The sequence below is a fragment of the Pseudomonas sp. EL_65y_Pfl2_R96 genome (assembly GCF_963970905.1).
GTDB lineage: Bacteria > Pseudomonadota > Gammaproteobacteria > Pseudomonadales > Pseudomonadaceae > Aquipseudomonas.
The window spans coordinates 14,396-27,641 of the sequence record NZ_CAXAQH010000024.1; the positions used below are offsets into that span (position 1 = coordinate 14,396).

Annotated in this window: 13 protein-coding genes; 9 read left to right on the forward strand and 4 right to left on the reverse strand. The window is 60.0% G+C overall.

Features of this window, described 5'->3' with window-relative positions:
• Nucleotides 1–114 precede the first annotated feature (114 nt).
• The 7 genes from AACY49_RS21505 to thiO are packed head-to-tail and all read left to right on the forward strand — an operon-like array spanning nt 115 to nt 6,910.
• A complete protein-coding gene (locus tag AACY49_RS21505; protein ID WP_320393262.1) occupies nt 115–588 on the forward strand; it encodes a GspH/FimT family pseudopilin in 474 nt (157 codons plus the stop codon).
• Complete coding sequence (gene pilV, locus AACY49_RS21510; RefSeq protein ID WP_320393263.1) at nt 585–1,034, forward strand: type IV pilus modification protein PilV; 450 nt, start codon at nt 585–587, stop codon at nt 1,032–1,034. The genes AACY49_RS21505 and pilV overlap by 4 nt, the downstream gene beginning before the upstream one ends.
• A complete protein-coding gene (locus AACY49_RS21515) occupies nt 1,031–1,744 on the forward strand; it encodes a PilW family protein (protein WP_258699012.1) in 714 nt (237 codons plus the stop codon). The genes pilV and AACY49_RS21515 overlap by 4 nt, the downstream gene beginning before the upstream one ends.
• An 11-nt stretch (nt 1,745–1,755) precedes the next feature.
• A complete protein-coding gene (locus AACY49_RS21520) occupies nt 1,756–2,235 on the forward strand; it encodes a pilus assembly PilX family protein (RefSeq protein WP_339526277.1) in 480 nt (159 codons plus the stop codon).
• On the forward strand, nt 2,222–5,338 hold the full coding sequence (locus tag AACY49_RS21525; RefSeq protein ID WP_339526279.1) for a pilus assembly protein: 3,117 nt from the start codon (nt 2,222–2,224) through the stop codon (nt 5,336–5,338). Before AACY49_RS21520 ends, AACY49_RS21525 begins: the two co-directional genes overlap by 14 nt.
• A gap of 13 nt (nt 5,339–5,351) precedes the next feature.
• Complete coding sequence (locus tag AACY49_RS21530; RefSeq protein ID WP_258699014.1) at nt 5,352–5,753, forward strand: type IV pilin protein; 402 nt, start codon at nt 5,352–5,354, stop codon at nt 5,751–5,753.
• Nucleotides 5,754–5,809: 56 nt separating this feature from the next.
• On the forward strand, nt 5,810–6,910 hold the full coding sequence (gene thiO / locus AACY49_RS21535; RefSeq protein ID WP_339526281.1) for a glycine oxidase ThiO: 1,101 nt from the start codon (nt 5,810–5,812) through the stop codon (nt 6,908–6,910).
• Between the two features lie 128 nt (nt 6,911–7,038).
• Here thiO and AACY49_RS21540 read toward each other — a convergent pair whose 3' ends face one another.
• The 4 genes from AACY49_RS21540 to AACY49_RS21555 all read right to left on the reverse strand — a co-directional run bounded on the left by AACY49_RS21540 (nt 7,039) and on the right by AACY49_RS21555 (nt 11,347).
• Nucleotides 7,039–8,385, reverse strand: coding sequence for a sigma-54-dependent transcriptional regulator (locus AACY49_RS21540; RefSeq protein WP_339526283.1), 1,347 nt, complete (start codon nt 8,383–8,385; stop codon nt 7,039–7,041).
• Nucleotides 8,382–9,971, reverse strand: coding sequence for an ATP-binding protein (locus tag AACY49_RS21545; protein ID WP_320394477.1), 1,590 nt, complete (start codon nt 9,969–9,971; stop codon nt 8,382–8,384). The genes AACY49_RS21540 and AACY49_RS21545 overlap by 4 nt, the downstream gene beginning before the upstream one ends.
• On the reverse strand, nt 9,961–10,194 hold the full coding sequence (locus AACY49_RS21550; RefSeq protein WP_258699017.1) for a PP0621 family protein: 234 nt from the start codon (nt 10,192–10,194) through the stop codon (nt 9,961–9,963). The genes AACY49_RS21545 and AACY49_RS21550 overlap by 11 nt, the downstream gene beginning before the upstream one ends.
• Nucleotides 10,195–10,330: 136 nt before the next feature.
• Nucleotides 10,331–11,347: an outer membrane protein assembly factor BamD gene (locus AACY49_RS21555; protein ID WP_339526284.1), complete on the reverse strand. Its 1,017-nt coding sequence runs from the start codon at nt 11,345–11,347 to the stop codon at nt 10,331–10,333.
• A 151-nt stretch (nt 11,348–11,498) separates the two neighbouring features.
• Here AACY49_RS21555 and rluD point away from each other — a divergent pair, with 151 nt between their 5' ends.
• Both rluD and pgeF read left to right on the forward strand, forming a co-directional pair.
• On the forward strand, nt 11,499–12,461 hold the full coding sequence (rluD, locus tag AACY49_RS21560) for a 23S rRNA pseudouridine(1911/1915/1917) synthase RluD (RefSeq protein WP_007901932.1): 963 nt from the start codon (nt 11,499–11,501) through the stop codon (nt 12,459–12,461).
• Nucleotides 12,458–13,183: a peptidoglycan editing factor PgeF gene (gene pgeF, locus AACY49_RS21565; RefSeq protein WP_258699019.1), complete on the forward strand. Its 726-nt coding sequence runs from the start codon at nt 12,458–12,460 to the stop codon at nt 13,181–13,183. The genes rluD and pgeF overlap by 4 nt, the downstream gene beginning before the upstream one ends.
• The last annotated feature ends 63 nt before the right edge of the window (nt 13,184–13,246 follow it).

The window sequence follows — 13,246 nt, forward strand, 5'->3', positions numbered from 1 at the left end:
AGTGCTGCGGCCCGCGCGATCCTTGCGCGAGTAATGGCAAAACAACCGTACATCCCTCGGTCGAATGTTCTAGCGTGTAGAAGCAGGTATAGCCGACGGCAACGGAGCGCACCGATGGATCATCGTACAAAAGGTTTCACGCTGATCGAGTTGCTGATCACGCTCGCGGTGTTTCTGATCCTGATCACCCTGGCCGTTCCGGCGTTTACCCGCTCGGTGCAAAGCAACAAGGCCGACACCGAGATCGGCGACTTGCAACGTGCACTCAATTACGCACGGCTTGAGGCGATTGATCGGGGCCTCACCACTCGGGTTCGCCCGACGGCTGGCGGCAGTGTCTGGACCGGCGAGCTGAGTGTTTATGACGGTACTGGCAACCCGGCCAATGTATTGCGGGTTGTTCCAGCGATGAGCAGCGGTGCAACTCTGACGCTAACCTCAGGAGTGACCGCTATTGATTTCAACAATCTGGGCGGTTTGTCGGCGCCGTCCACGGCAGTCGTGATCAGTTATGTACTGGGGGCACAGAACAGGACGCTGAATGTGTGTTTGAACGGACGAATTCTACTGGGTGGAAGTTGCGGATGAGGGGTTGGAGCAAGCGTGCACAGGAGGGCATGACGCTGATCGAGGTATTGGTCGCGTTGCTGGTTCTGGCTGTGGGGTTGTTGGGCGCGGCGGCGATTCAGCTCAATGCGCTGAAGTACACCGACAGCTCGCGGATGACCAGTCAGGCGAGTTTTATCGCCTACGACATGATGGACCGCATTCGCGCCAACTCCGGGGCCGATTACACCGTCACGCCCCCGACCTCGGGCAACCTGAGCGTGGCCCGGGATCAGGACCTCTACGACTTCACCACCAATATCGTCAATTTCGGCGGCGCCACGGCGACCGGTAGCATCGCCCGAAACCAGCGGGTGTACACCATCACCATTACCTGGGATGACTCGCGAGCTGCGAATACCGCCGACTCGCGCCGTAGTTTCGTCCTCACCAGTCGCGCCACCGTTGATCCGGCGACGACACCATGACCAGAACCAGCAAAGGTTTCGGCCTGATCGAATTACTGATCGCCCTGGCGTTGAGCCTGATCGTGGTCCTGGGCGTGGCACAGATTTTCATCGCCGCGAAAAACACCTACGTCAGCCAGAACACCGCTGCCGGGATGCAGGAAGATGCGCGGTTCGTCCTGAGCAAGATGATTCAGGAAATCCGCATGGTCGGCATGTTCGGTTGCCTGGGTACGATTACCGATGCCAGCTCGGCGGGGGATTTCAACGCCGCCCAGATCACGCCGATCAGTTGGGACAATGCCAACCTCAAATTGACCCTGGTCACCGCGGATGTCGGCGGCAGTGGCGGGGTGCCGACCTGGACGGTGGTTTCCGACTGCCGTAATACAGCGACAGCCTACACCGGTGTACGTACGCCGGCATCGGGGCAGTTGGCGATTCCGATCCGGCGGCTGGTCTACAGCTTCAGCAACAACCAACTGCTGATGGGCACCGGCACCGGTACGCCGACGCAGCAGGTATTGGTGAACAATGTCAGTGCGTTTGGCGTGAGCTTCGGCCTCGCCAGTTCGGCCACCGATACGTCCGCTTCCAGCTACAGCGGCAACCCGTCCGATCCGGCGCGAATCCGCAGCGTGCGGCTCACGCTGACCCTCACCGACCCGAACAACCGGGTACGCAATCAAACCTTCAACGTGGTTGCCACCTTGCGCAACCGGTTGCCATGAGAGGAGGGCCGATGAGTATTTCTCCCATGACCCCTCACGCCCAGCGCGGCATGGCGCTGTTGGTCAGCCTGGTGTTTCTTCTGGTATTGACGTTGATCGGCCTTTCGTCGATGCAGAGCGCTACGTTGCAGGAAAAAATGGCCGGTAGCGTGACCCTGCGCAACCAATCGTTTCAGGGCGCGGAAGCGGCGTTGCGCGTCGGCGAAAGTGCGGTGCAACTGAATAGCTATTCATTGCCGGTCTGCAGTGGCACCAGCCAATGCGCGCCGCCGGCCGAGGCGTCGGTCATCACCGTCGCCGGGTTCAATTCCACCTCGGGGGTGACTTGGATCGCCTCCGGCAGCGGCTTTTACGGGGTGCAGAACATCGGCACCACCCTGACCGCCGTGAACGTGCCGAGCAACACGTCGGCAACGCTGTACCGGGTGACCGCCGTGGGCATCACGGGCAACTCGCGCAGTGTGGTGGAGAGTATTTATGCGAAATATTAAGGCGCGGACAGGCTGGCGCCGTTGGTTGTTGCAGCTGTTCTGTGGCGCTGCGATGAGCCTTTATCTGGCCGCGCCGACTTACGCCTTCACGCCCTCGGATTCGCCGCTGTTGAACGCCGCCGCCGTGGCCCCCAATGTGATGCTGTTACTCGACGACTCGGGGAGTATGAACAACATTATCTGGGTAGCCGGCTTCGACCCGACGGTCGCACGCACCCCGGTGACTATTTGCCTCTCGAATGGTACGTGCCTGAAAGGCCGCGACCTGGACATGACCGATGACAATATTTCCTTGTCGAGTTTGACTCGAGGAACATGTTCGAAAGGATGGTACGGTTTTTATAACAGCAGCTTTCTCGGTCTGGATTCACTCTGTCTGAAGCTTCCCGATCCGGTGGGGGGGGAGGACACTCGTTATACGGCGAATTACTTGTCCTACCTGATAAGCCTGGCGAACCGTTCCGACCGGGACTTCACCGATGGCTCGATCCCCAGTGATTACCGGATGAATGTGGCGCGCAACGTGTCCAAGGCGTTGGTGACCGGCAACCGCTCGCTGCGCATCGGCCTGTCGACGTTCAACCTAGCTGTCGGTAACCATAAGAATGACGGCGGTTACATCGCCCGTTCGGTCAGCGATTTGTCGGCGGTCAGCGGCACCGTGACCCAGGCTCAGGCCAATACCAACTACAACGCACTGATCGCCGCGATCGACGAACTGAGCGCAGAGGCCAACACGCCGCTAGCTGAAGCCTATTACGAGATCACTCGCTATTTTCGTGGCATGGCGCCATACAACAACTCGACGCCCTCCACCTATACCAGTCCGATTCAGTACCGTTGCCAGAAAAATTACGGTGTGGTGATCACCGATGGTCTGCCGACCTTCGACCGAACCTTCCCGACGAGCGATCCGTTGGGCGGTATCCGGTTACCCAATTGGGACGGGGTGAACGATGATGGCCCGAATCTCAATGGCGACGGCGAGGGTGACACCCTATACCTGGATGACATCGCCAAGTTCGCCTTTGACATTGACATGCGCTCGACCGGCACCGACGCCGCTGGCAAAAGCTGGAACGCGGTGGATTTTCCCAAGCAGAACATGAATACCTATACCGTAGGTTTCGCCATCGCTAACGATATGTTGTCTGATGCCGCCAGCTACGGGCAGGGCAGGTATTACCAGGCAAGCGACAGCACCGGGCTCAACAGCGCACTGTCTGCAGCCCTGAGCGACATCACTTCCAAGGCCGGCTCAGGTGGCAGTGGCGTAGCCAGCGGCACAGCCCTGACCAGCAACTCGAGCTACTTCCAGACCAGCTACGATCCCAAGGACTGGCGGGGCACCATCAAGTCCTTTGGCTTCACATCGGCGGGTGCGGTTAACACGGCTGCGGTGCTGTGGACGACCGATACCACCATTGTGCCCGGTGCTACCGCGCCGACCTACCAATCCTGGAATACCCAGACCAACGCTGCTGTCACCCTGGCCTACAGCAACTTCTCCCCGACCCAGCAGACATCCCTCAATCAGGGACTGCCCGTCGGCATCACCGGCAGCGATCTGGTGGAGTGGAGCAAAGGTATCAACAAAACCGGGTTGAAAGTGCGCAGCGTATTGCTCGGCGACATCATCAATTCGCCACTCGTGCTGGCCGCGCCCACGGACCAAACCGCGTCCGATCTGGTGGGTGACACCGCCTACAGCACCTACCTGACCACCAAAGCCGCCAACATGAATGCCAGCCTGGTGGTGAACGCCAACGATGGTTTTGTAAACGTCATCAACTCGACCAACGGTGCCAGACGTTACGCCTATATGCCCTCCAGTGTGTTGCCATCATTGCGCTACATCGCTGATCCCACTTACATCAACGGTGTGAGCCACAAGTTTCTGGTCGACGGCCCGGTCGGCGTGTTCGATGCCCAGCTCAACAACGCCTGGAAAACCCTGGCGATTGGCGGAACGGGGGCGGGCGGCAAAACCTTCTATGCACTGCAATTGTTCGATGCATCAGCCGGTAACGAGACTAAAGCGCTGTGGGAAATCAGTGCGCCGGCCACGGCCAGTACGGCGAACGTTTTCAATGATCTGGGTTATGCCTATGCGCGCCCCGAAGTGGCACGCTTGGCCGATGGTCGCTGGGCTGCGTTTATCTCCAACGGTTATGGCAGCAACTCCGGGGTGGCAGCGCTGTATGTGGTGGATATCCGCGACGGCTCGCTGATCAAGAAAATCGTGGTCGACAGTACCGAAACCACCAACGGCCTGTCGTCGGTGAAGCTCAGGGTCAACTCGCAGAATGTGGTACAGGCTGCCTATGGGGGCGACTTGAAAGGGCGGTTGTGGAAGTTCGATTTGAGTGGCACCACCCCCGACACCTGGGGCGTGGCGTTTTCCGGCAAGCCGTTGTTCACCTCCGCAGGCGGCACGACCCAGCCAATTACCGCACAACCGTTGCTGGCCGATCACCCATCCGGCGGCAAGGAAGTGTTTTTCGGCACCGGCAAGCTCAATGAGGTCGCCGACAAGACCAACAAGGATCTACAGGCGTTCTACGCGGTATGGGATGCCGAGGGTGGCACGGGGCAAATCACCACTTCCAGCCTGCAGGCGCAGGCGGTGACCGGGGTGTTTACGGGCAGCACCGGGCAATTCATCACCACCAGCCAGAACGAGGTGACCTACCCGGCAAAGAAAGGCTGGTACTTGCCGCTGGTATACAACAACGTTTTGACGGGGGAGCGGGTGATCAATCAGGCCAGTCTGGTCTCGGGGCGCATCGTTTTTACCACGGCCAGTCTGGACACGACGGACCCCTGTACCGGCTTCGGCACCGGCAAACTGGTCGAACTCGATGCGTTCAGCGGTAAGATGCTCAATTACGCAGTGCTCGACACCAATGCCGATGGGGTGGTCGACAGCACTGACACGATTTCCAGCGGGGTGATCTTCACCGGTGGTATCCCGACCCTGAACGCGGTCGTCAATGACGCAACCCGCAAGATTGTGAACGACTCCGGTGGTGGCGTGACCACTCTGGTGGAAAAATCCGGTGGCGGCAGCGGCCGTCGCATCATGTGGCGACAAATACAGTAAGTGAGAGTGAGGCATGCGCAGATCCAACCGAGGTTTTACCCTGATTGAAATCATGATCGTGATAGCGATCATCGGGATCGTCATCACCATTGGCTATCCGAGCCTCACCGAGTATGTAAAAAAGGGCCGCCGTACTGAAGTGGCCGGTCTGCTTTCCGAACAGGCGCAGATTCTGGAGCGTTTCTATTCGAAGAATAATGTCTACACCAATGCCACCGGTCTGAGCGCCGGCAATGATTTCTATACCATCACCCCGACCCTGACCGATCAGACCTTCCTGCTGACGGCAACACGCAAAGCCGGTTCGACCATGGCGAGCGATAAGTGTGGTGATTTCACCCTCACCAATACCGGAGTCAGAAGCATGGTCAATGCAACGTCCGGCCTGACCACCAAGGATTGCTGGGGGCGCTGAGTTTATTTTTCGGGCGCCCTTTGCGCCCTCTGTCTATTGAACGGTTGGATCAGAACATGAGCAGGCAACAGCAAGTGGTGATTGTCGGCGGCGGGGTGATTGGCCTGCTGACGGCGTTCAATCTCGCGTCCGAAGTACAGCGCGTCGTGCTTCTGGACCGCTCAAGTGTCGGTCAGGAATCCTCCTGGGCCGGTGGCGGGATCGTCTCGCCGCTCTACCCGTGGCGCTACAGCCCGGCAGTTACTGCGTTGGCTCATTGGTCCCAGGATTTTTATCCACAGCTGGCGGAACGCCTGTTCACCGCCACTGGTGTCGATCCTGAAGTGCACACCACCGGGTTGTACTGGCTGGACCTGGATGACGAAGCCGAAGCGCTCGCCTGGGCCAAACGGGAAAATCGTCCGCTGCGGGCTGTGGATATCTCTGCGGCACACGATGCGGTGCCGGTATTGGGCGCTGGTTTTTCGCGGGCGATCTACATGGCTGATGTCGCCAATGTGCGTAATCCACGGCTGGTGAAGTCCCTCAAGGCGGCTTTGTTGGCGCTGCCGAACGTGACAATTCATGAGCAGTGCGAGGTCAGCGGGTTTATCCGTGAAGGCGCTGCGGTGGTCGGGGTACAGACTTCGATGGGGGCCATTGCCGGTGATCAGGTGGTTTTGACGGCCGGGGCCTGGAGCGGTGACTTGCTGAAAAGCCTGGGCCTGGAGCTGCCGGTCGAGCCGGTCAAAGGCCAGATGATTCTCTACAAGTGCGCGGCGGACTTTCTTCCGAGCATGGTCCTGGCCAAAGGGCGTTATGCCATTCCTCGGCGTGACGGGCACATTCTGATCGGCAGTACGCTGGAACATGAAGGCTTCGACAAGACACCGACCGAAACGGCGCTGGAAAGCCTGAAGGCATCGGCGGTGGAGTTGATTCCGGCGCTGGCGGATGCCGAGGTGGTGGGGCATTGGGCCGGGTTGCGGCCGGGGTCGCCGGAAGGGATTCCCTATATCGGTCGGGTGCCGGGGTTTGACGGGCTCTGGCTCAACTGCGGGCATTACCGCAATGGGTTGGTGCTGGCGCCGGCGTCGTGTCAGCTGTTTGCGGATGTGATGCTGGGGCGGGCGCCGATTATCGACCCTGCGCCGTATGCGCCGGCCGGGCGAATCTGACTGGGGAATCTTTGTTGTCTTTCAGATTGTCTTCGCGAGCAAGCCCGCTCCCACTTTTTATCTCTGCTGTGCACAAGTAATACGTCCACAAAAGATCCAATGTGTGGGGCTTGCTCGCGAAGAGGCCTTCAATCCAAACCCAATTTTTTGAGCCTGTAACGCATCGATCGAAACGACAAATTCAACCGCTGAGCCGCCGCTGTGCGATTCCAGCGTGTTTCCTCGAGAGCCTGGAGGATCAGTTTGCGTTCGACATTTTCCAGATAGGCTTCCAGGTTGTCGATTTGTGTCAGGTCCGGCACGTCGCCGTCCGGGTTGCAGTTGCCTTCGGTCAGTCGCAGGTCGCTGGCTTCGATCTGTTTGTTCTCGCACAAGGTGTGGGCCCGCTCAAGCATGTTCTCCAATTCCCGCACGTTTCCTGGAAAACGATAGCTTTTCAGTGCATCGAGAGCTTGCGGGTGGAGTTTTGCGGCGGGTTGGCCGGTGCCGGTCGCCAATCGTCTGAGTACATGGCTGGCCAGGAGCTCAATGTCGTCGCGGCGTTCGCGCAAGGGCGGCACCCGAAGCTCGATCACATTGAGTCGGTAGTACAAATCCTGGCGAAAGCGTTCGGCGGTGACCTCGGCACCGAGGTCTTTGTGGGTGGCGCAGAGGATGCGCACATCGACCACGGTTTCTTGCTGCCCACCGATGCTGCGAACGGCTTTCTCCTGAATCGCCCGCAGCAGTTTGACCTGCATCGCAAGCGGCAGGTCAGCCACTTCGTCGAGGAACAATGTGCCGCCATGGGCGGCCTGGAACAGTCCGGGTTTGTCTTCGATGGCGCCGCTGAAACTGCCTTTGCGATGGCCGAAAAATTCGCTTTCCATCAACTCCGACGGGATCGCTCCACAGTTCACCGGGACGAACGGTCGGGTGGCACGTGGGCCTTGGTCATGGATCAGGCGGGCGACCAACTCCTTGCCGCTGCCGGACTCGCCGCTGATGTACACCGGGGCCTGGCTGCGGGCCAGTTTGTCGATTTGTTTGCGCAGGCTGCGCATGGGCAGCGAGTCGCCCAGCAGGCGCCGATCGATGGCGGTGCTGGCGCCGCCCGGCGCGGGCAAGCGCAGGGCGCTGGTGACCAGTTCGCGCAGGCGGGTGAGGTCGACCGGTTTGGTCAGAAAGTCGAAGGCGCCCGCCTTGAGAGCGTTGATTGCCGTCTCCAGGCTGCCGTAGGCGGTGATCATTGCCACCGGCACTTGCGCATAGCGCTGCTGGATGTGCTGCACCAGCGCCAGGCCTGTGCCGTCTGGCAGGCGCATGTCGGTGAGGCACAGATCAAACGTCTCCCGTGCCAGCAGCGCCTGTGCTTCCGCGAGGTTGCGTGCGCTGAAGGTGTCGAGTTTCATCCGTCCCAGGGTGATTTCCAGGAGTTCGCGGATATCGGGTTCATCGTCGACGATCAGGATTTTTTGCCGTGGGCTCGTGTTCAACTTTGTTTCCGTCCGTGAGCAAAGGTGATGCGAAAGCAGCCGCCGCCTTGGCGTGGTTTGAAGTCTAGGCGGGCCTGATTGCTTTCGCACAGCTCACGGGACAGATAAAGCCCCAGGCCGGTGCCCTGGCTGCTGGTGGTAAAGAACGGTTCGAACAAATGTGCACGCTGGTCCGACGCCACGCCGGGGCCATCGTCCAGGACTTCAAGGGTCGGCAACTGGCTGTCCGGGTCGATAAACAACTCGAGCCAGGCCTGTGCCTGATCGTGCTGCAGGGCGCTATGGCGCCAGGCGTTGCGCAATAGATTGTCGAGAACCTGGGTCAGCTGATTCGGATCCATCAGGGTTTTGAAGTCTCCCGAACCAATGCACAGGTGAATCTGCTGACGCTCGGTCGCCCCTTCGCGGGTTTCGGCGACGAAGTGCTCCAGCCACGGCTTCAAATCAAGCCGTTGCGGCATGGTTTGCTGGCGACGGGACAGTTGCAGGACGTTTTCGATTACCCGATTCATTCGCTGAGAGTGGTCTTGAATAATCTGTGTCAGACGCCGATCCGCGCCGTTCAGTTCCTCGGATTCCTCCAGTAACTGCGCGGCATGACTAATGGCGCCCAGTGGATTGCGGATCTCATGGGCAATACCGGCGGTCAGGCGACCGAGGGCGGCGAGTTTCAGTTGTTGGGCCTGTTGGGCGATTTGGGCGAGGTCTTCGAGAAAGACCAGCGTCTGGTGGTGCGGGCTTTGGTCCAGGGCAATGAAGCTTGGTTGCAGCTCCAGGCCATTACTGGCGATTTTCAGGCTTTGCGGGCGCAAAGTCGGATTGTTGAACCACAGTTGGAGGCGCTCGACCAACGGCTTCGAATAATCGTCGATCAACTGGCCATCCAGCTTTTCCTGCCCGAGCAAGGTCAAGGCACTGTGATTGGCCAGTTGCACCCGCCGTTGGTCGTCGAGCACCAGAATGCCTGTGCGCATGCGTTGCAGGATCAGTGCGTTGAGCGCTTCGAGGCCGAGTACTTCGCTGGCCCGCTGCTCCGCCAGGGTTTCGCTGACTTCCAGTCGTCGGATCAAGCCTTGCACCAGCAACGCCGCAGCAAAACACAGGGCGCCGAGGGTGCCTATTTGCAGGTAATCGCTGGGGTTGGTGGAGTGGCTGAAGCTCAGGATGAAGCTCAAACCGACGATGCCGAGGGCGCCGACCGCTGCGATCAGCAGGCCGATACGCCCGCGCAGCAGGGTATTGCTGATGGCCACCGACACGATCAGCAAATTGCCGATGGCGCTGGCCACGCCGCCTGCGGCGTAGAACAGGCCGCACAGCAGCAGGACATCGACCAGCGCCAGGCTGAACAGCTGCGAGGGACGCCGGGTGTTCCCCAGAAAGACCACCAGCAGGATATTCAGTACCAGATACAACCAGCTGCCATTGCGCAGCAGGTCGTCATTGGCGAACTTCAGCAACTGGTTGTCCATGTTGCTGGAGATCAACAGCACCAGGGTGATGCCGATGCTTAAGCGGTAGAGGTGATAGAGGCGCAGCAATCGCTGGGCCTGTTTGTTGCCGGGACTGGGCGTCTCAGCGACCACTGGAACCCGGGCCTTGCTCAAGGTGAGCCTGGCTGCAATACCACTGTTGTTCAAGTCTCAACGCGCGGTCACGGGGCAGGTGTACGCCGCAATGAGCACAGCGAACCATGGGCGGAGCATCTTGCTCGCGCGGCGTATTGGCAACCGACGTCGAGCCCTTGAATTTGCGCCAGAACCATACCGCAGCGGCAATCAGGGCGATCCAGAACAATAGACGAAGCATGGTGAGCCGCTTTTTGATTAATGAATTGGCAGTTTAGCCAAGGACGGGTCAGGCGCACAGCGCAATACGCTCACCCTAAAGTCCGGCAATAAAAAAGGCGCCTCGAAAGGCGCCTTCTCGGCATAACATCCCGGCGTCAGTCGAACAGGCCGAAGGTCATGTGACTGAACCAGGAGCGGTCGGTGTTACTGGACTCGGGTTCCGGTTCTTCGAGCACATCGCCGTTTTCATCTTTAGGCTTGAGCTCGTTCGGAATCGCGTCCTTGGCATCCTGGAACTGCTTCTGCACGTCCTGGTTGGCGCGGGTTTCGCCCGGCGGCAGTGGCGGACGGGATTCGATCAGGCCCAGGGTGGCCTTGCTCAGCCACGAACGGTTGTCGGCTTCACCCACCGATGGCACGAACTTACCATCCACCAGGCTTGGGTGGTTCGGGTAGTTGAGCTTGAGGGTTTCGAGAGTGGTCGCGGCCAGTTCGTCCAGGTGCAGACGCTGGTAGGCTTCGGTCATCACCGCCAGGCCGTCACCGACCGAAGGGGTTTCCTGGAAGTTTTCCACTACGTAACGACCACGGTTCGCGGCGGCGACATAGGCCTGGCGGGTCAGGTAATAGTCGGCAACGTGAATCTCGTAGGAAGCCAGCAGGTTGCGCAGGTAGATCATGCGCTGCTTGGCATCCGGCGAGTAGCGGCTGTTCGGGAAGCGGCTGGTCAGCTGGGCGAACTCGTTGTAGGAGTCGCGAGCAGCGCCCGGGTCACGCTTGGTCATGTCCAGCGGCAGGAAGCGCGCCAGCAGGCCGACGTCCTGGTCGAAAGAGGTCAGGCCCTTGAGGTAGTAAGCGTAATCGACGTTCGGGTGCTGCGGGTGCAGACGAATGAAACGCTCGGCGGCGGACTTGGCAGCCTCAGGCTCGGTGTTCTTGTAGTTGGCGTAGATGAGCTCGAGTTGAGCCTGATCGGCGTAGCGACCGAACGGATAACGCGACTCCAGCGCCTTCAGCTTGGCTGTGGCGGCGGTGTAGCTATTGTTGTCCAGATCGTGCTGAGCCTGCTGGTACAGCTCGACTTCGCTCAGGTTTTCGTCTACGACTTCCTTCGATGAGCAAGCAGCGGTCAATGCGAGGATGGCGATCAGCAGCAGGTGTTTCACTTGCATGGCGGCTTGCGTCCCTATGACGGCCGCTGTCTTGGGCGGGGCCGTCCTGTTATGATGAGCGCCCCGTTGAAAAGCTCCGGGGCAAAAGACGCCGTATTTAACCACAAGCGCGCAGCCGAAACCAAAGGCTGTGCCGACGCCTAGTCTGAGCATGTCCGATAAAATTGAACTTCGCGCAGAGGTGCCGTCCGAATTGGGCGGCCAACGCCTCGATCAAGTCGCCGCACAATTATTCGCTGAGCACTCGCGCTCGCGCCTTTCCGCCTGGATCAAAGACGGCCGCCTGACTGTGGATGGGGCGGTTATCCGCCCGCGAGACATCGTTCACGGTGGCGCCATTCTTGAGCTGACTGCCGAGCAGGAAGCTCAAGGCGAATGGATCGCTCAAGACATCGAGCTGGACATCGTCTATGAAGACGACGACATCCTGGTGATCAACAAGCCTGCGGGCCTGGTGGTGCATCCGGCCGCCGGTCACGCCGATGGCACCTTGCTCAACGCCTTGCTGCACCACGTGCCGGACATCATCAATGTGCCCCGCGCCGGTATCGTGCATCGCCTGGACAAGGACACCACCGGTCTGATGGTGGTGGCCAAGACCATTCAAGCGCAGACGCAACTCGTCACGCAATTGCAGAGCCGCAGTGTCAGCCGGATCTACGAGTGCATCGTGATCGGTGTGGTGACGGCCGGCGGCAAGATCAACGCGCCGATCGGTCGCCACGGTCAGCAACGCCAGCGCATGGCCGTGATGGAAGGTGGCAAGCAAGCCGTCAGCCATTACCGCGTGCTCGAGCGTTTCCGCTCCCACACTCACGTGCGGGTGAAGCTGGAAACCGGTCGTACGCACCAGATTCGCGTGCACATGGCGCACATCAACTACCCGCTGGTCGGAGATCCTGCCTATGGCGGTCGTTTCCGTATTCCGCCGGCCGCCAGTGTGACCATGGTCGAATCCCTGAAGAATTTCCCGCGTCAGGCGCTGCATGCGCGGTTCCTGGAGCTGGATCATCCGACTACCGGTAAACGCATGAGCTGGGAATCGCCACTGCCCGACGACTTCGTCTGGTTGCTGTCGCTGCTCAAGCAAGACCGCGAGGCGTTCATCGGATGAGTGACTGGCTGATTCCCGACTGGCCTGCGCCTGCCGGGGTGAAAGCCTGCGTCACCACCCGTGCGGGCGGCGTCAGTCTGGCGCCGTTCGACAGCCTCAACCTCGGCGATCATGTCGACGACAGCCCCGAAGCCGTCGCCGAGAACCGCCGTCGCCTCACCGATCATTTCTCTATTCAACCGGCCTGGTTAAAGCAGGTTCATGGCATTGTCGTGGCCCATGCCGACCCAAGCCAGGTAGCCACTGCCGACGCCAGCTGGACGTCAACACCCGGTATCGCCTGCGCGGCAATGACCGCGGATTGTCTGCCAGCGCTGTTCTGCGACCGTGCCGGCACCCGCGTTGCCGCCGCCCATGCCGGTTGGCGCGGGTTGGCGGCGGGTGTGCTGGAAGCGACCCTCGACAGTCTGGCCGTGCCACCCGCCGAAGTGCTGGTCTGGCTCGGCCCGGCCATTGGCCCACAAGCCTTTGAAGTCGGCCCGGAGGTGCGCGAAACCTTCGTCCAGCAATTGCCTGAAGCCGCCAAAGCCTTTGTGCCGAGCCAGAATGCCGGCAAGTTCATGGCCGACATCTATGAGCTGGCGCGTTTGCGTCTGGCCGCTCGCGGTGTAACGGCTGTCTACGGCGGTGGGTTCTGCACCGTGACCGATCCACGTTTCTTTTCTTACCGCCGCAGTCCACGCACCGGCCGGTTTGCCTCTTTAGTCTGGATCGAACGCTAGACTTCTCTGATCTACATCAACTGTACGACGCTTGAATCTTCCAGAATCGACCACATCTAGTGA

What these genes read in the sequence shown, in the direction of transcription:
- AACY49_RS21555 (WP_339526284.1), bottom strand. Translation starts at nt 11,347, where the DNA reads ATGCAAGTGAAACACCTGCTGCTGATCGCCATCCTCGCATTGACCGCT.
- AACY49_RS21530 (WP_258699014.1), top strand. Translation starts at nt 5,352, where the DNA reads ATGCGCAGATCCAACCGAGGTTTTACCCTGATTGAAATCATGATCGTG.
- AACY49_RS21525 (WP_339526279.1), top strand. Translation starts at nt 2,222, where the DNA reads ATGCGAAATATTAAGGCGCGGACAGGCTGGCGCCGTTGGTTGTTGCAG.
- AACY49_RS21550 (WP_258699017.1), bottom strand. Translation starts at nt 10,194, where the DNA reads ATGCTTCGTCTATTGTTCTGGATCGCCCTGATTGCCGCTGCGGTATGG.
- pgeF (WP_258699019.1), top strand. Translation starts at nt 12,458, where the DNA reads ATGAGTGACTGGCTGATTCCCGACTGGCCTGCGCCTGCCGGGGTGAAA.
- thiO (WP_339526281.1), top strand. Translation starts at nt 5,810, where the DNA reads ATGAGCAGGCAACAGCAAGTGGTGATTGTCGGCGGCGGGGTGATTGGC.
- pilV (WP_320393263.1), top strand. Translation starts at nt 585, where the DNA reads ATGAGGGGTTGGAGCAAGCGTGCACAGGAGGGCATGACGCTGATCGAG.
- rluD (WP_007901932.1), top strand. Translation starts at nt 11,499, where the DNA reads ATGTCCGATAAAATTGAACTTCGCGCAGAGGTGCCGTCCGAATTGGGC.
- AACY49_RS21515 (WP_258699012.1), top strand. Translation starts at nt 1,031, where the DNA reads ATGACCAGAACCAGCAAAGGTTTCGGCCTGATCGAATTACTGATCGCC.
- AACY49_RS21520 (WP_339526277.1), top strand. Translation starts at nt 1,756, where the DNA reads ATGAGTATTTCTCCCATGACCCCTCACGCCCAGCGCGGCATGGCGCTG.
- AACY49_RS21505 (WP_320393262.1), top strand. Translation starts at nt 115, where the DNA reads ATGGATCATCGTACAAAAGGTTTCACGCTGATCGAGTTGCTGATCACG.